Source organism: Frigoribacterium sp. CFBP 13605 (genome assembly GCF_014839405.1).
Lineage (GTDB): Bacteria > Actinomycetota > Actinomycetes > Actinomycetales > Microbacteriaceae > Frigoribacterium.
On the sequence record NZ_JACYNS010000055.1, the window covers coordinates 1 to 15,559 of the forward strand.

17 protein-coding genes are annotated in these 15,559 nt (G+C 72.5%); 4 read left to right on the forward strand and 13 right to left on the reverse strand.

Features of this window, described 5'->3' with window-relative positions:
• Positions 1–126: 126 nt before the first annotated feature.
• Positions 127–465, reverse strand: a complete 339-nt coding sequence (locus tag IFT36_RS10830) for a DMT family transporter (RefSeq protein ID WP_056045992.1) — start codon at positions 463–465, stop codon at positions 127–129.
• Positions 466–586: 121 nt separating this feature from the next.
• On the opposite strand from IFT36_RS10830, the gene IFT36_RS10835 reads away from it, so the two are divergent.
• On the forward strand, positions 587–2,011 hold the full coding sequence (locus IFT36_RS10835) for an amidase (RefSeq protein ID WP_200413112.1): 1,425 nt from the start codon (positions 587–589) through the stop codon (positions 2,009–2,011).
• Positions 2,012–2,041: 30 nt separating this feature from the next.
• On the opposite strand, the gene IFT36_RS10840 is transcribed toward IFT36_RS10835, so the two are convergent.
• Genes IFT36_RS10840 through IFT36_RS10860 form a run of 5 tightly spaced genes read right to left on the reverse strand, consistent with a single transcriptional unit; the run spans position 2,042 to position 7,020 of the window.
• The gene (locus tag IFT36_RS10840) at positions 2,042–2,848 is read right to left on the reverse strand and encodes an ABC transporter ATP-binding protein (protein ID WP_200413113.1); all 807 of its coding nucleotides are present in this window, start codon (positions 2,846–2,848) and stop codon (positions 2,042–2,044) included.
• Positions 2,845–3,624: an ABC transporter ATP-binding protein gene (locus IFT36_RS10845; RefSeq protein WP_200413114.1), complete on the reverse strand. Its 780-nt coding sequence runs from the start codon at positions 3,622–3,624 to the stop codon at positions 2,845–2,847. The genes IFT36_RS10840 and IFT36_RS10845 overlap by 4 nt, the downstream gene beginning before the upstream one ends.
• Positions 3,621–4,574, reverse strand: a complete 954-nt coding sequence (locus IFT36_RS10850) for an ABC transporter permease (protein ID WP_200413115.1) — start codon at positions 4,572–4,574, stop codon at positions 3,621–3,623. Before IFT36_RS10850 ends, IFT36_RS10845 begins: the two co-directional genes overlap by 4 nt.
• Positions 4,571–5,524 (reverse strand): ABC transporter permease, encoded by a 954-nt coding sequence (locus tag IFT36_RS10855; protein ID WP_200413116.1) that lies wholly within the window; start codon positions 5,522–5,524, stop codon positions 4,571–4,573. The genes IFT36_RS10850 and IFT36_RS10855 overlap by 4 nt, the downstream gene beginning before the upstream one ends.
• Positions 5,521–7,020 carry an ABC transporter substrate-binding protein gene (locus IFT36_RS10860; RefSeq protein WP_277960119.1) on the reverse strand — a complete coding sequence of 500 codons (1,500 nt, stop codon included), beginning with the start codon at positions 7,018–7,020 and terminating at the stop codon, positions 5,521–5,523. Before IFT36_RS10860 ends, IFT36_RS10855 begins: the two co-directional genes overlap by 4 nt.
• 285 nt (positions 7,021–7,305) lie before the next feature.
• Here IFT36_RS10860 and IFT36_RS10865 point away from each other — a divergent pair, with 285 nt between their 5' ends.
• Positions 7,306–7,734, forward strand: coding sequence for an SIP domain-containing protein (locus IFT36_RS10865; RefSeq protein WP_123570261.1), 429 nt, complete (start codon positions 7,306–7,308; stop codon positions 7,732–7,734).
• 12 nt (positions 7,735–7,746) lie between these two features.
• Positions 7,747–8,703, forward strand: coding sequence for a siderophore-interacting protein (locus IFT36_RS10870; RefSeq protein WP_056045971.1), 957 nt, complete (start codon positions 7,747–7,749; stop codon positions 8,701–8,703).
• A gap of 73 nt (positions 8,704–8,776) precedes the next feature.
• Here IFT36_RS10870 and IFT36_RS10875 read toward each other — a convergent pair whose 3' ends face one another.
• Genes IFT36_RS10875 through IFT36_RS10885 form a run of 3 tightly spaced genes read right to left on the reverse strand, consistent with a single transcriptional unit; the run spans position 8,777 to position 11,348 of the window.
• Positions 8,777–9,598 carry an SDR family NAD(P)-dependent oxidoreductase gene (locus IFT36_RS10875; RefSeq protein ID WP_200413118.1) on the reverse strand — a complete coding sequence of 274 codons (822 nt, stop codon included), beginning with the start codon at positions 9,596–9,598 and terminating at the stop codon, positions 8,777–8,779.
• Positions 9,595–9,951 carry a Fe-S oxidoreductase gene (locus IFT36_RS10880; protein ID WP_307785085.1) on the reverse strand — a complete coding sequence of 119 codons (357 nt, stop codon included), beginning with the start codon at positions 9,949–9,951 and terminating at the stop codon, positions 9,595–9,597. The genes IFT36_RS10875 and IFT36_RS10880 overlap by 4 nt, the downstream gene beginning before the upstream one ends.
• Positions 9,948–11,348: a dihydrolipoyl dehydrogenase family protein gene (locus IFT36_RS10885; protein ID WP_192123364.1), complete on the reverse strand. Its 1,401-nt coding sequence runs from the start codon at positions 11,346–11,348 to the stop codon at positions 9,948–9,950. Before IFT36_RS10885 ends, IFT36_RS10880 begins: the two co-directional genes overlap by 4 nt.
• Positions 11,349–11,541: 193 nt before the next feature.
• Here IFT36_RS10885 and IFT36_RS10890 point away from each other — a divergent pair, with 193 nt between their 5' ends.
• On the forward strand, positions 11,542–11,712 hold the full coding sequence (locus tag IFT36_RS10890) for a CsbD family protein (RefSeq protein ID WP_043595102.1): 171 nt from the start codon (positions 11,542–11,544) through the stop codon (positions 11,710–11,712).
• An 81-nt stretch (positions 11,713–11,793) separates the two neighbouring features.
• Here the strand turns inward: IFT36_RS10890 and IFT36_RS10895 are convergent, their stop codons facing one another.
• Genes IFT36_RS10895 through IFT36_RS10910 form a run of 4 tightly spaced genes read right to left on the reverse strand, consistent with a single transcriptional unit; the run spans position 11,794 to position 15,326 of the window.
• Positions 11,794–12,630 carry a crotonase/enoyl-CoA hydratase family protein gene (locus IFT36_RS10895; protein ID WP_200413119.1) on the reverse strand — a complete coding sequence of 279 codons (837 nt, stop codon included), beginning with the start codon at positions 12,628–12,630 and terminating at the stop codon, positions 11,794–11,796.
• A complete protein-coding gene (locus tag IFT36_RS10900) occupies positions 12,627–13,454 on the reverse strand; it encodes an arginase family protein (RefSeq protein WP_307785086.1) in 828 nt (275 codons plus the stop codon). Before IFT36_RS10900 ends, IFT36_RS10895 begins: the two co-directional genes overlap by 4 nt.
• A gap of 13 nt (positions 13,455–13,467) precedes the next feature.
• On the reverse strand, positions 13,468–14,544 hold the full coding sequence (locus IFT36_RS10905; RefSeq protein WP_200413120.1) for a DUF418 domain-containing protein: 1,077 nt from the start codon (positions 14,542–14,544) through the stop codon (positions 13,468–13,470).
• Between the two features lie 59 nt (positions 14,545–14,603).
• Positions 14,604–15,326: a PspA/IM30 family protein gene (locus IFT36_RS10910; protein ID WP_200413121.1), complete on the reverse strand. Its 723-nt coding sequence runs from the start codon at positions 15,324–15,326 to the stop codon at positions 14,604–14,606.
• Positions 15,327–15,559: the final 233 nt, after the last annotated feature.

Sequence of the window (15,559 nt, forward strand, 5' to 3'; positions counted from 1 at the left end):
GGCATGCGCCAGCGCGTGCTCATCGCGATCGCCCTGGCACGGGAGCCGCAGCTGCTCATCGCCGACGAGCCGACGGTCGAGCCGCCGGGGCCCCGGCCGTCACCCGACGTGGTGTCCGTCACGGGGTCAGGCCGCGGCCTCGTGGCGACCGCCGAGCTCGAGCATGGTCACGCCGCCGATGACGAGGACGATGCCGCCGAGCTGGACGAGGGTCAGGGGCTCCTTGAAGAAGATCCAGCTGATGAGGGCGACGAGGACGACGCCGACGCCGGCCCAGATCGCGTAGGCGATGCCGAGCGGCACGCCCTTGCTCAGCGACTGCGAGAGCATCGCGAACGCGAAGACGTAGCCGACCACGACCGCCGCGTACTGCCACCACTTGGCGTCGGGGCCGCTGGTGACCTTGAGGAAGCTCGTGGCGAAGACCTCGCCGACGATGGCGAGCGCGAGGAAGAGGTAACCCATGACGGCGTCCTGTCGAGACGTGCGACGGTCCCGGAGGCGACCTGCGGCCGGGGGAGCACGAATGGGACAAATGTACCAGAAAGCGAGATCCGTGGTCGGAGCCGCGGCCTAGGCTCGACGGGTGTTCGAACTCCACCACCTGAGCGCCCACGAGCAGTGGGACTGGCTGCGTCGCGGCGAGGTCTCGCCCCGTGAGCTGACCACCCACTACCTGGAGCGCATCGCCCGCCTCGACGGCGACGTCGGCGCGTTCGTGACGGTGACCGGCGAGGCCGCCCTCGCGCGGGCCGACGCCCTGGCCGCCGGAGGCCCCTCGGTCGCGCCGCTCTGGGGGCTGCCGCTGGCCGACAAGGACCTCAGCGACCGCGCGGGCGTGCCGACCTGGTCGGGCTCACGCCTCAGCAGGGGCCGGGTGCCCGAGACGTCGGCCGAGATCACCGAGGCGCTCGACGAGGCCGGCGCGATCAGCGTGGGCAAGACGGCCACGCCCGAGTACGGGTTGACCGCGTACACCGAGACGCTCGTGGGCCCTCCGACGCGCAACCCGTGGGCGCCCGAGACGGGCGCGGGCGGGTCGAGCGGCGGCGCCGCGGCCGCCGTCGCCGCGGGGTTGTTGCCGTTCGCACCCGGGTCCGACGGCGGGGGCAGCATCCGCATCCCGGCCGCCGCCACGGGCCTCGTCGGACTCAAGCCCTCCCGGGGACGCGTGCCGGCGCAGTCGGGTCTGACGAGCCTCGCGGGCCTGCCGGTCGGCGGGGCCCTGGCCCGGTCGGTGGCCGACGCCGCCCTGCTGCTCGACGCGATGGTGTCGCCCGACGGGCGCGAACCGCGGCACCACCAGGCCCTCTGGGCACCTCCGTCACCCGACGGCGCCTACCTCGGCACGGCCGTGCGGGGTGAGGGACGCTTCCAGGTCGCCGTCATGACGACGAGCCCGTGGGACGACGCGTTCGACGTCCGGGTCGACCCGCGCCTCCTGGGCGTCCTCGGCGAGACCGCCGACCTGCTCACGACGATGGGGCACGGCGTGGACGAGACCACCCTGCCGGCGTCCGACTACCCGGCGTTGTTCCGCACGATCTGGCAGGCGGGGGCGGCGGGCATCCCGGCCGAGACCGAGGCCGACCTGGCGCTGCTCGAGCCCGTCACCCGGTGGCTGGTCGAACAGGGGCGACGCGTCACGGCGCGAGAGCTGTCGGCGGCGCTCGTCGGGCTCGCGGCGTTCGAACGAGTCGTCGTCGAGCGGTTCTCGGCCTTCGACGCCGTCCTGACGCCGACCCTGGCGATGCTGCCGCGCCCGCTCGGCTGGTACGACGCCGAGGACGCCGAACGCAACTTCGAGCAGCAGTGCCTGTACTCGCCGTTCACGTCGTTCGTCAACGTGGCCGGGCTGCCGGCGATCAGCCTCCCGGTGGGCGAGGTCGACGGCGTGCCCGCGGGCGTGCAGCTGATCGGGCGACCGGGGCGCGAGGACGTCCTGCTCGCGCTCGGCGCCCAGCTCGAGCGGCGGCTGCGGTGGCAGCGTCGGCACCCGCCGATGTGGTGAGCCGCGTGGGCACCGCTGACGAGCCGGGGCTCAGTCGAGCGTCGGCACCGAGTCGACCAGCGTCCGCGTGTAGTCGTGCCGCGGTCGACGCAGCACGTCGTCGGTGAGGCCCTGCTCGACGATGTGACCGTCTCGCAGCACGGCGACCCGGTCGGCGAGGTGCTGCACGAGTCCGATGTCGTGCGACACGAGCAGCAGCGACAGCCCGCGTTCGTCGCGCAGCTCGCGCAGCAGCTCGAGGATCTGCGCCCGCACGGTGACGTCGAGCGCACTCATGGGCTCGTCGCCGATCAGCAGCCGCGGCCCGTGCACGAGGGCCCGGGCCAGGGCGATGCGCTGCCGTTGGCCCCCGCTGAACTCGTGGGGCCAGGCCTCGGCGTCGTGCGCCGAGAGGCCAACCCGTTCGAGCATCTCTGCGACCAGGCGGTCGTGGTCGCCCTCGACGCGTAGGGCGCGCAGCGGCTCGGCCACGGTGTCGCCCACGCGCATGCGGGGGTCCAGCGAGGCGTAGGGGTCCTGCAGGACGATGCCCGTCTGGCGCCTCAGCCAGCGCAGGCGCGAGGCGCGGTCGGGGGCGACCGTGCGCCCGTCGAAGGTCACCGTGCCGGACGTCGCCCGGTCGAGGGCCAGCAGCAGGCGCACCAGCGTGGACTTGCCCGAGCCGGACTCACCGATCAGCGCGACGCTCTCGCCGGCGGCGACCTCGAGGTCGGCGTCGACCAGGGCGTGGCGCAAAGGGCCCGGTCGGAAGGGCGAACGGCGCGGCAGGGTGAAGGTGCGAGTGAGGCCCCGGGCGACGAGCAGAGGAGGCGCGGGTGCGGTGGTCGGGTCGCTCACGAGGCCCTCCAGGTCGTCGCTCTCGTGGCCTCGACGAGCCCGCGGGTGACCTCGTGCTCGGGGCGGTGCAGCAGCTGCTCGACGGGGCCCCGCTCGACGACGCGCCCGTGCGACAGCACCGCCGCGTGGTCGGTGATGCGCGAGAGCACGGCGAGGTCGTGCGTGACGAAGAGCAGCGACGTCCGCTGCTCGTCGACCAGGCGCTGGAAGAGCGCGAGCACCTCGGCCTGCGTGGTGACGTCCAGCGCGGTGGTCGGCTCGTCGGCGAGGACGAGCCCCGGCCGGTTGATCAGCGCCATGGCGATGCCGACGCGCTGCCGCTGACCGCCCGAGAGCTGGTGCGGGTAGAGGTCCACGACGGTCTCGGGGTCGGGCAGGCCGACCTCGGCGGCCGCGGCCACCGCTCGCGAGCGGGCGTCCCGGCGACCGACGCGGCCGTGCAGGCGGAGGGGCTCGACGATCTGTCGCCCGACGGTCACGACGGGGTCGAGGGCCGTGCGGGGGTCCTGGAAGACCGTGCCGACGACGCGGCCGCGCAGGCCGGCCAGGTTGCGCTCGGACGCCCCGAGCAGTTCGCGTCCGTCGAGCCGGATGCTGCCCGTCGCGCGGGCGCCGTCGGGCAGGAGGCCGAGCACGGCCAGCGTCGTCATCGACTTGCCCGAACCGGACTCGCCGATCAGTCCGACCCGCGCACCGTCGGGCACGTCGAGCGAGAGGCCGTCGACGACGCGGCGGCCGCCGACGGTCACGGTGAGGTCGTCGATCACCAGGCTCACGAGACGACCCCCGGGGTGGTCGAGGTGCCTGCGGCGCCCGGGGCGGTGGCCCGCGGGGAAGTGGTGGACGGAGCCGGCGTCGCGGGGGAGCCCGGGGTGCCATGTCCCGTCCGCCGGGACCGCAGCCGGGGATCGGAGGCGTCGCGCACGGCGTCGCCCAGCAGGTTGAGCGCCAGGACGGTCAGCGTGATGGCGAGCCCGGGCCAGACGACCGACCCCGGGTGCACGCCGATGAACTTCTGCAGGTCGCTCAGCAGACGCCCCCACGAGGCGGTGTCGGCAGGGGCGCCGTAGCCGAGGAACGACAGTCCGGCCTCGGCGAGCACGCTCGTGGCCATCGACAGCGAGAGCTGGACGACGAAGACGGGCGCGATGTTCGGCAGCACGTGGCGACGCAGCACGGCCCCGGTGCCGAGCCCGTTCGCCCGGGCGGCGAGCACGTAGTCGGTCCGCGCCACCTGACGGATCTCGGACCGGCCGACCCGGGCGATCGTCACGCCGTAGCCGATCCCCACGGCGACGACCACGACGGTGAGGGACCCGCCGAACGCCGCGGCGAGGGCCATGGCGATCAGGAGCGTCGGGAACGCCACGAGCACGTCGATCAGCACGGCGACCGACTCGCGCACCCAGCGGGACGTCAACGAGCCGAGGGCGGCCAGTCCCACCCCCACCACGGTGGCGACCACTCCCGAGGCGACGGCGACCACGACCGTCGTGCCGGTCGCCGCGACGACGTAGCTGAAGATGTCGCGCCCGATCGAGTCGGTGCCGAAGGGGTGACCGAGCGAGGGCGTCAGCCAGGCCGAGTAGGGGTCGGTGTCGAAGGGGTCGAGCGGGGTCCAGAACCGGCTGACCAGGGCGGACAGGACGATCAGGGTCAGCCAGCCGGCGCCGAACGCGCCCTGCGGTCGACGCAGCAGCTCGCGGACGAAGGCGCCGCGCCTCATCGGTCGTCCTCGCGGAGGCGCGGGTCGAGCCGCCGGTGCACGACGTCGATCACGAGGCCGATGAACAGCACGAGCGTGGTCAGCGTCATCAGTTCACCCTGCACCTTGGTCAGGTCGCGGCGGCCGACGTCGGTCACCAGCATGCGGCCGAGCCCGGGCAGCGTGAACAACTGCTCGACGACGACGGCCGACACGATCAGGCCGGCCACCTGCAGGCCGAGGATCGACACGATGCTGAGCATCACGTTGGGCAGCCCGTGTCGCACGAGGGCGCGCGACCGGGTCATGCCGTTGGCGGCGGCCGTCCGCACGTAGTCCTGGTCCAGGGCCCCGAGCGCCGCCGACCGGGTGAAGCGCAACAACACGGCCCCCTCGACGATGCCGATGGTGAGGGCCGGCAGCACGAGCGAGCGCAAGGCCCGCCCGGGCTCGCTCCACCCGTCGGCCGGGAACCCCTGCGTCGGCAGCAACCGCAGCGTCACGGCGAAGACGCCGATCAGCAGCATGCCCGCCCAGACGACCGGCACGGCCGCGAGCAGCTGGGCCCCGGTGCCGAGGACGACCCCGGAGGCGCGGCCACGGCGGAGCGCGCTCGTCACGCCGAGCGGGATGCCGATCAGCAATCCGAAGACCAGGGAGAGCCCCGCGAGGGGCAGGGTGACGGCCAGCTTGTCGAGCACCTCGTCGACCACCGGCGTCCCCGTGACGAGCGATTCGCCCAGGTCGAGCCTCAGCAGCCCGCCGGCCCAGTCGAGGTACTGCACGACGACGGGACGATCGAGGCCGAGCTGCTGACGGAGGGCGGCGACCTGCTCGGGTGAGCCGGTCGTGCCGGCGATCGTCTGGGCGACGTCGCCCGGCAGCAACCGCAGCGTCGCGAAGATCAGCACGCTGGCGACGACCAGCCCCCCGACGAAGAGGAGCAGGCGGCCGACGACGAAGCGGGTCACTCCGTCGTGGCCAGGTCAGCCAGGTCGAGGCGGGTCGTGGTCGAGCTCGTCGGGAACCCGGTGACGCCGTCGTGGATCGCCGTCAGCGTCGTGGCCGTGTAGAGCCATTCGGCCGGTGCGTCGTCCGAGACGATCGTCGCCGCCTCGGCGAGCTTCTCGTCGGCCACCTCCGGGTCGGTCGCCGCGATCGACTCGGCGTAGAGCTGTTGCACGGGGGCGCTGTCGTAGCCCCAGTAGTAGTCCGGGTTCGCCCAGTTCGCGAAGTCGTGCGTCTCGGCGTGGTTGACCATGCTGAGCTCGAAGTCCTTGTTCACGTAGACGTCGTCGAGCCAGGTGCTGAAGTCGACCTGCTGCACCGTCAACGTGACGCCGACCGCCTTGAGTTGCGTCGTCAGCACGTCGCCGATGGCGGCCGGGTAGACGTTGGGGTACTCGAGGGTGAGTGAGAGGTCACCCTCGTGACCGGCCTCGGCCAGCAGGTCCTTCGCCTCGTCGGGGTCGTAGGAGTCGACGCTCGTGAGGTCCTCGTAGCCGGGGTCGAGCTCGGGGATCGGGCCCCCCTGGTCCACCGCCGACCCGCCGACGGCGGCGATCAGGGCATCGTTGTCGATCGCGAGGCGCAGGGCCTTGCGGACCTTCGCGTCGGTGAAGGGGGCGACGGCGTTGTTGAACGCGAGGGTGTACTTGTCGGTCGTCTTGCCCTTCTCGAGGGTGATGCCGTCCACGCCGTCGAGCTGGGTCGACAGGGTCGCGTCGACCGCGGTCTGCACATCGACGTCACCCGAGATCGAGGCGTTGATCGCCGCGGACGGGTCGGTCACGTAGCGGAAGGTCACGCCCGCGACCTTCGCCGGGGTGCCCCAGTAGTCGTCGAAGCGCCCGAGCTGCAGGTTGTCGCCCTGTCGCCAGCTCGTCAGCTCGAAGGGGCCGGTGCCGTTCGCCGTCGTCGAGAGGTCGTTCGTCGCGGACTGCTGGAGCACGAGGCCCGCGCGACCGGTGAGGTCGAACAGCAGGGACGAGTCGGGTCGCGAGAGCGTCAGCACGACGGTGTCGGCGGCGGGCGCCGTGATGGTCGAGACCGCGGCGAGGTCGGAATGGCTCGCGAGCGAGGCGTCGTCCTTGACCTGGGACAGCGACCAGACGACGTCGTCGGCCGTCATCGCGGCCCCGTCGTGGAAGGTCACGCCGTCGTGCAGCGTGAACGTGTAGGTCAGGCCGTCGTCGCTGACCGTGTGGCTCGCGGCCAACACGTCGCGGATCTCGTTGTCCTGCGTGCGGCCGACGAGGCCCTGGTAGACGTTGTCGATCAGCACCTGGTCGAGCGCGATGCCGGCCGTGGTGCGGATGTCGAGGTCGCTCGGCTCGAGCACGAGGCCGACCGTGACGGTCGCGTCGGGGTCGGGGGTGCCCGACCCGTCGGGGGACGAGGCGGACGAGCAACCCGTCGCGAGCAGCAACAGCGCGGCGACGGCGGCGGAGAGGGGGAGGGTGCGCACCTGGTGGGGCCTTCCGGGGATGGCCGTGGCGGATCGTCCACGGCGACGGGGGACCGGGGGCGCGGGAGAGCCCCTCGGTCGTTCGGCGGGGGAGTCCCGGTCGCTGCTGAACCGGTCCACGCGATCCGTCACCGTGTTGCTGTCGGACACGGCACGGCCCCTTGCGCCGGGCGTCGCTGACGGACTCCCGAACCCGTCAGAACTTACCATCACGGCAGCGAGGTCGCTGTCAATCGAGAGACCCGTGTGGCGGATGAGGCAAGCCTTACCTATATTGAAGGGGTCATGCTCCTCGTAGACCAGAACCCGCCCCTGCCGCACGACGCCCTGCGCGTCCTGTTCGCCGCCGACGCGACCTCGATCCCCGTCCTGCGAGAGATGCTCTCGGTCCTGCCGATCTGCGCGAGGGGCCAGGTGTTCGTCGAGGTCGAGAGCGCTGCCGACGTCGTGCCGCTCGCCTCGCCGGGTCGCGTCACGGTCACCTGGCTCGCGCGGGACCGCCGCTCGGGCGTGCCCGGCACCGGCACCGCCTGCGCCCCCGGCCAGGCCCTCGAGCGGGCGGTCCGTGCGTGGCTCGGCGAGATGTACGTCGAACCCGAGACCGTCGCGACGGGTGACCACGTCGTCTGGATCGGCGGCCCGCCCTCGTTCGCCTACGACCTGCGGCACGACCTGCACCAGCTCTTCCACGTCGGCACCCCCGCCGCGGCCTGACCGGCTCCCTCGATGACGATCACGTCCCCGGGCACGTCCACGTCCGCCGCCACCGTCGAACGACCGGCGAAGCCGGCCCACCGCCCCTACCGCGTCCGGGTCGCGGCCGTGCGTCGGCTCGCTCCGTCGTTCGTGCGCATCACGTTCACCGGTGACGACCTGGGCGACTTCGGCGTCGACGGCCTCGACCAGCGCATCAAGGTCGTCCTGCCCCTCGAGGCCACCGGCTACGACACGTTCCCGACCGACGACTGGTACGCCTCGTGGCGCGCCCTGCCGCCCGAGCAGCAGAACGCCTTCCGCACCTACACGGCCCGGGCCGCCCGCCCCGAGCGGCGCGAGGTCGACGTCGACTTCGTCTGCCACGGCGACACCGGCCCCGCCTCGGCCTGGGCCGGGCGCGCGCGCGTCGGTGACGAACTCATGCTGATCGGGCCGGACGCGACGAGCGGCGTCACCGGCAGCGGCGTCGAGTGGTCACCGGGTGACGCGCGCACCGTGCTGCTGGCCGGCGACGAGACGGCGGCCCCGGCCATCTGCTCCATCGTCGAGGCCCTGCCGGTCGACGCCCGGGGGTGCGTCTTCATCGAGATCCCGACCGCGGCCGACGAGCTCGACCTCGTCGCGCCTCCCGGGGTCGACGTCCACTGGCTGCCGAGGCGAGACGCCACGTCCGGTCACGGTGAGGCCCTGGTGGTCGCCGTCCGCCGCTGGACCGCCCGCTACGTGACCGCCTGGCACCACGGCGTCGAGGTGAGCGAGGTCGACATCGAGCACGACATCCTCTGGGACGTCCCGCAGGGCGACGATCCGCGCGGCACCGCCGTCAGCTCCGACCTGTACGCCTGGTTCGCCGGCGAGGCGGGGGCGATCAAGACGCTCCGACGCTTCCTCGTCAGCGAGGTCGGCATCGACCGGCGCCAGGTCGCCTTCATGGGCTACTGGCGGGTCGGCAAGTCCGAGTCCTGAGGCGAGGCCCTCGACGACGAAGGAGGCGCGACCACGTCGGTCGCGCCTCCTTCGTCTCGTATCGTGGTCGCGCCTAGACCTCGGCGGGCACACCGACGAGCTCGGAGGTGCGCTCCCAGAGGGCCTCGGCGAGCAGGGGATCGGTGGCCTGGCGGTGCAGGCGACCGTGCGGCGACAGCTGGTCGAAGTAGGTGCCGCTCTCGACCGAGATCGTCGTGGGCCCGGCGAGCTGGATCAACGGCACGGCGCCGGCCGACGCCGAGATGCCGTAGTTGCCGTTGGTCAGGACGTTCGCGACCCTCATCGAGCGTGAATCCGAGCCGAAGCCGGTCATCACGATGCCCGGGTGGAACGAGAACGCGTCGAGGCCCGTGCGCTTCGCCAGTTCACTGATGAACAGGACGGTCTCGATCTTGGTCGTGCCGTACTGACGCCAACCCCCGGCCCATCGACGCTTCGACCAGTTGATGTCGTCGAGCCGGACGTGCCCGAGCAGGTTGGCCGCGCTGGCCGTCGACACGACCCGGCCACCGCTCTCGACGAGGCGGGGCAGGAGGAGCCTGGTCAGGAGGAACGGTGCGAGGTGGTTCGACTGGAGGGTGCGCTCGAACCCGTCTGCGGTGAGGCCTCGTTCGCTGACGAGACCTCCGGCGTTGTTGGCGAGGGCGTCGATGCGGGGATAGCGCTCCAGCAACCGGTCGGCCAACGACCGGACGTCGTCGAGCCGGTCGTAGTCGACCAGGAAGGCCGTCCCGCCCACCTCGTCGGCGACCGCCTGGGTGCGTTCCGGGTTGCGTCCGACGACGCCGATCTCGGCGCCGCCCTTCGCGAGCTCGCGGGCGGCCTCGCGGCCGATGCCGCTGCTCGCCCCGGTGATGATCACGGTGCGGGTCATCGATATCCGCCCTTCTCGAGGCCGGCCTCGATCTCGAATCTGTTCGACAGCGGGTCGCTGCCGGCCAGGAAGTACAGTACGGGCATCAGCATGCCGTACCTCTGCCACTGACGGACGTGCACGGCCTCGTGTTCGAGGACGCGTGGCCCGTCGTTGTCCCGGGTCAGGTAGACCCGACCGACACAGGTGCCTCCCCGCTTGAACGCCCAGCGGGGCAGGCCGCTGCACACGATCAGGTCGCCGACCACGCGGACCCGCCCCACGCTGAGCGGCACCCCGACCGCGAGACCGACGGCCGTCGCCCAGGCGCAGCCGAGTCTCGAGATCGGGGAGTCGAGCAGAGGGTTCTTCACGGACGGCCGTAGGCGTCGAGCAGGCGCAGCCAGACTTCGCTCACCGTCGGGTACGACGGGACGGCGTGCCACAGCCGGTCGATCGGCACCTCGCCGACGACGGCGATCGTGGCGGCGTGCAGCAGGTCGCTGACGTCCGGGCCGACGAAGGTCGCGCCGACGATCACCCCGCGCGACTCGTCGACGACCAGCCGCGCCTGTCCCGCGTACTCGTCCGAGTGGATCGCCGAACCGGCGACCGCGGCGAGGTCGTAGTCCACGACCTTGACGTCGATGCCTCGCTTGCCGGCGGCGTCGGCCGTGAGGCCGACGCTCGCGACCTCGGGGTCGGTGAAGGTGACCTGCGGCACTGCTGCGTCGTCGGCGGTCGCGACGTGTGCACCCCACGGCTCGGCGTGCACGGGCTTTCCGAAGGCGCGGGCGGCGATGACCTCGCCGGCGGCGCGGGCCTGGTACTTGCCCTGGTGGGTGAGCAGGGCGCGGTGGTTGACGTCGCCGACGCCGTAGAGCCAGTCGGTGCCCTTGACGAGCATGGTGTCGTCGACGTCGAGCCAGTCGCCCGGGGTGAGCCCGACGTTCTCGAGGCCGAGGTCGGAGGTGCGGGGGACACGGCCGGTCGCGACGATGATCTCGTCGGCGACGACCGTGGAGTCGTCGTCGAGGGTGACCTCGACCGTGTCGTGCTCGGTGCGCAGCACGGTCGAGGGCGAGGCCCCGAGGCGCACGTCGACGCCGAGACCCCTCAGCGAGTCGGCCACGAGTTCGCCGGCGAAGGGCTCCTGGCCACCCAGCAGACCACTGCGGGCGATCAGGGTGACGGTCGAGCCGAGCTGCTGGTACGCCGTGGCCATCTCGGCGGCGACGACGCCACCGCCGACGATGACGACGCTCTGCGGCATCGACTCGACGCTCGTGGCCTCACGGCTGGTCCAGGGCTTCGCCTCGGCGAGGCCGGGGATGTCGGGCAGGAGCGCCGACGAACCGGTCACCGCGGCGACGGCGTACGTCGCGTGGTGCACCTCGCCGTTCACCGTCACTTCCTTGACGCCGGTGATGGTGGCGTGCCCGCGGATCAGGTCGATGCCGGCGCCCTCGACCCAGTCGGCCTGGCCCGAGTCGTCCCAGTTGCTGGTGAACGAGTCGCGGCGACGCAGCACGGCGGCGACGTCGACGTCACCGGTCACGGCCTGCTTGGCCCCGTCGAGCGACTTCGCCGCACGGACGACGGCGCTCGAGCGGAGCAGCGCCTTCGACGGCATGCAGGCCCAGTACGAACACTCGCCCCCGACGAGCTCGGCTTCCACGAGCCCCACCTTGAGGCCGTTGCGGGTGGCGTAGTCGGCCACGTTCTCGCCGACAGCGCCGGCTCCGATCACGATGAGGTCATAAGTCGTCATGGCCCCGACGCTAGTCGCCCGGGGCCTGGCGTTCTCAGGCGGGTCCCCGGGCGGACGTGGCCGTTTCGTGAAACCCCGCTGGGTCTTTCCTGAACGGCACGAGCGAGATCCGGGAGGCACGGGTAGCGTCCCTCACATCAGCGCACCACCGCGATCGTTGCGGGGGAGCGCGTCAACCTACGAGGAGGCACACATGGGACTCGACGACAAGATCAAGAACGCCGCTCAGGACATCGCCGGCAAGGCGAAAGAAGCTCTCGGCGACCGCAAGGGCGACGACGAGCTGAAGGCCGAAGGTCAGAAGGACCAGGCCGGTGCCTCCGCCAAGAAGGTCGGCGAGGACGTCAAGGACGTCTTCAAGTAGGCCGATCCGCCTCGTTCTCGGGCCCGTCCACCCCTCGGGGTGGGCGGGTTCTTTCGTGTGCCCACGACCGAGGAGGCGCGGTCAGCGTCCCGTGAACTCGGCGGCGGTCCGCGAGACGAAGGCCTCGAACCCGATCCGGGCGTCGTCCGAGGCGAGCAGCCGCACGAGCTCGGGCTGCAGGCGGGCCTCGGCCGCGGCGTCGCCGTCACGCACCGCGAGCCGGGCGTTCGCCAGGGTGGCCTGCACGGCCATGGGTGCCTGGGCGGCGATGCGACGGGCGAGGTCGAGGGCGTGGTCGAATGCCGACCCGACGTCCACCAGGTCCTGCACGAGTCCGATGCGCCACGCCTCCTCGGCGTCGAGGAGGTCGCCGGTCAGCAGGTACCGCATGGCGTCGCCCCAACCGACCCGGCGGGGGAGGCGGATCGTCGCGCCACCGAAGGGGAGGATGGCGCGGCTCACCTCGATCTGACCGAAGCGGGCGTCCCTGCTCGCCACCACGACGTCGCTCGCCAGGGCGAGCTCGACCCCGAGGGTCAAGCAGGTGCCCTGCACGGCCATCACCACGGGCTTGCCCACCTGGCGACCGTGGACCTGCCACGGATCGAGGCCACCCTCGGGGACCACGTCGAGGCCCTCCGCGGTGACCGCGGGCACGACGTCGCCGAGGTCGAGTCCCGCCGTGAAGTGGTCGCCGTGGGCGAAGAGCAGTCCCACCCACAGGTCGGGGTCGCGGTCGAGTTCGCCGTAGGCCAGGGCCAGTTCGCGCAGCATCCGCAGGTCGGCCGCGTTGCGCTTCTCGGGCCGGTCGAGGCCGATCAGCAGCACGTGGCCGTCCCGCTCCACCGTGACGCGCGGACGGTCGGCGGCGGAGGCGGCGGGGTCGGCCGGGGCGGCGCTCGGGGGGCCCGCGCTCATCGGGACAGGGCTCCGAGGATGCGCAGGATCGGGCCCATGTCGTCGGAGGCGGCCTCGGCGTCGACCGGCGCGAACGAGCACAGGCCCGCGCCGACCAGGGAGAAGCGCTCTTTCAGGGCCGTGATCGTCTCGATCAACACCCCGAGCTCGAGACCGAACGGCTGCGGGTCGAGGAGGCCCTCGATCACCCCCGGGTCCAGCACGTCGAGGTCGACGTGGAGGTACACCTCGGTGGCGCCGGACGCCTCGACGGCGGCGACCACCTCGGCCGGGTCGAAGTCCAGCGACGACACCGTGGGGACGTGGCGGCTCTCGATGTAGCGGTCTTCCGCGTCGTCGTAGCTGCGAGCCCCGGCGAGCACGACCCGGGCGGGGTCGAGCGGTTCGGGCGTCGGACCGGGGCCGATGGTCGGGAGGTCCTCGGTGGCGTCACCGATCAGGGCCCGCAGCACCATGCCGCTGAAGGCACCGCTCTCGCTGCTGCGCGGGCTGTGGAGGTCGGGGTGCGCGTCGAACCAGACCACGGCGGTGCGGGGGGTGACCGCGTGGCGGACCGCGGCGAACTCGACGCCGCAGTCGCCGCCCACCACGATCGCGGGGGAGTCGTCGGCCCGCAGCTCGCGTCCGACCGACTCGGCGATGGTGAGCACCGACGAGAGCCGGTGCACCCGCGTGCCGAGCGAGTCGCCCGCACCCACCGGGACCTCGACCAGGGTGGTGGCCGTCGACGGCAGGTCTCCGAGGACGGCGTACGCACCCTCGGCGAGCCGCATGGCGCGCGACGACGGAGAACCCTGCCACTGTGGAACCACGACGAACCTCACGCGCGTCAGTCTGTCACGGGCGGGGGCCCGTGCTCCAGGCCCAGGGACGACTCAGCGCCCCGACGGCGCGCTCCAGCGGCCCGCGCCCGACGTACCGTTGCCAGAGGGTGGCGTAGACGAGCGTGAGGACGACGGCGACGACCAGGTGGCCCAGGGGCAGGCCGTAGGCGGCGGCAGGGTCGGACAACCGGTACACGGTGAACAGCGGCGCGGTGATCAGCACGTGGGCCGCGTAGACGGTGAGCGGTTGCGCGCCCGTGGCCGCGAGGGGTCGGAGGACGGTGCGGACGACCGCAGCCGCGCCTCCTCGTCCGCGACCCTGGGGCGTCACGGGACGACGCGGGGTGGTGGCGAGCAGGAGCAGTCCGAGCACGGCGGCGGCGACGCCGCCCGAGCCGACGATCTCGGCAGGCATGCCTTCGTGGTCGGCCGGGTCGAACCAGGGGATCGAGGAGGCGCCGGGCAGGAACCGCGCCGCGTACCCCACGATCGCGGCCGACGTCCCGGCGACGATCAGCGTGACCTGGGTCCGGGTGCGGATCAGGTCGGAACGAGCCGCGACGAGACCGACGAGCAGGAAGGGCGTCCAGACCAGCGCCGGGTAGGCGCCGACGAGCAGGGCCTGGGTCGCCAGGCCGGCGGCGCCGGACACCGCGGTGTCGCCGTAGGCGTCGACGGGGACGGACGAGGCCAGCCACGGGGCCACGACGGCGAGCAGGGCGGCGGCCGCCAACAGTACGGCCCGGGGGGCGAAGAGCAGACCCAGTGCCAGGACGAACATCACGCCGTAGTAGGGCAGGATCACCAGGAGGTAGGGGTTCCAGGCCTGCAACGCGAGGCCCAGCACGACGAGGAGGCCCGCCCGGATGGCGATCCCGCCGACGACCCGCCCTCGACCGCCGCGGGGCGTCGGCCGGGCGCCTCCCGACATCAGACCGAGCGAGACGCCGGCGAGGGTCGCGAACAGGATCGCCGACCGCCCGTCGAAGACGCGCTCGTCGAGCAGCGGCCGAGGCCACATGTGGGCGGCGAACATGCCGAACACGGCGAGGCCGCGGGCGACGTCGACGCCCATCAGGCGGGGTGCCACCCGGCGCGCCTGCACCGGCGGGACGTCCACCGGCGCAGGCGTGACGGGCGGCGGCTGGCTCACTTGTCGAGCGCGCCGAGCTTGAGGGCGGCGAGGCGGGCGTCGACCTCGGTCTGCTCCCCGAGGTCGTCGAGACCTTCGAACTGGGCGTCGAGGCTCGAGGCCGCGAGCTCTTGACGACCGAGCATCTTGGCCTCCTCGCGGCGGACCTTGTCCTCGAAGCGGCTGATCTCGCTCGTCGGGTCGAGGATGTCGATGCTCTGGACGGCGTCGGCGACCTTGGTCTGGGCCTCGACGGTCTTCGAGCGCGCGTTCAGTTCGTCGCGCTTGGCGGCGAGCTGGTCGAGCTTGGACCGCATGCCGCTCAGCCCCGTCTTGAGCTTGTCGACGACGTCCGTCTGGGAGACGATCTGCGGCTCCGCCGTCTTCGCCTCCTTCTCGCTCTGCAGTTGCTTGCCGAGGGCCACGCGAGCGAGGGCGTCGAACTTGTCGGCATCGACCGTGTTGCCCGACGAGCGCAGCTCGTCGGCCTTGTTGCTCGCCGCGAGGGCCTTGCGCTCCCAGTCCGCGGCGGCGGCGACGTCCTCGGCGTGGTCCTGCTCGAGGAGGCGCAGGTTGCCGATGGTGGTCGCGACGGCTTCCTCGGCCTCGGCGATGCTGTTGGTGTAGTCGCGGACCATCTGGTCCAGCATCTTGCTGGGGTCCTCGGCCTGGTCGAGCAGGCTGTTGATGTTCGCGCGGGTCAGTTGCGCGATGCGTCCGAAGATCGACTGCTTTGCCATGGTGCGTCCTTTCGAGAGGTGGTGCCGTGGGGTGGTGCTCGTCTTGTCGGTCGTGCTGCTGTCTCGGGGCTGAGGGGGCGGATGGAACGGCTGGGGCGGAACGGGGCCGTGGACCGTGACGGGCGGACCCTAGAACCGGCCGCCGCCCGAGCTGCGGCCGCCTCCGCCGCCACCCCCGCCGCCGAAGCCACCGCCCCCACCGAAGCCGCCGCCACCCCCGCCGAAGCCTCCGC

Excerpts from the sequence above, each read along its gene's own strand:
- IFT36_RS10830 (WP_056045992.1), bottom strand. The coding sequence starts at position 465 with ATGGGTTACCTCTTCCTCGCGCTCGCCATCGTCGGCGAGGTCTTCGCC.
- IFT36_RS10850 (WP_200413115.1), bottom strand. The coding sequence starts at position 4,574 with ATGAGGCGCGGCGCCTTCGTCCGCGAGCTGCTGCGTCGACCGCAGGGC.
- IFT36_RS10865 (WP_123570261.1), top strand. The coding sequence starts at position 7,306 with ATGCTCCTCGTAGACCAGAACCCGCCCCTGCCGCACGACGCCCTGCGC.
- IFT36_RS10870 (WP_056045971.1), top strand. The coding sequence starts at position 7,747 with ATGACGATCACGTCCCCGGGCACGTCCACGTCCGCCGCCACCGTCGAA.
- IFT36_RS10875 (WP_200413118.1), bottom strand. The coding sequence starts at position 9,598 with ATGACCCGCACCGTGATCATCACCGGGGCGAGCAGCGGCATCGGCCGC.
- IFT36_RS10885 (WP_192123364.1), bottom strand. The coding sequence starts at position 11,348 with ATGACGACTTATGACCTCATCGTGATCGGAGCCGGCGCTGTCGGCGAG.
- IFT36_RS10890 (WP_043595102.1), top strand. The coding sequence starts at position 11,542 with ATGGGACTCGACGACAAGATCAAGAACGCCGCTCAGGACATCGCCGGC.
- IFT36_RS10895 (WP_200413119.1), bottom strand. The coding sequence starts at position 12,630 with ATGAGCGCGGGCCCCCCGAGCGCCGCCCCGGCCGACCCCGCCGCCTCC.
- IFT36_RS10910 (WP_200413121.1), bottom strand. The coding sequence starts at position 15,326 with ATGGCAAAGCAGTCGATCTTCGGACGCATCGCGCAACTGACCCGCGCG.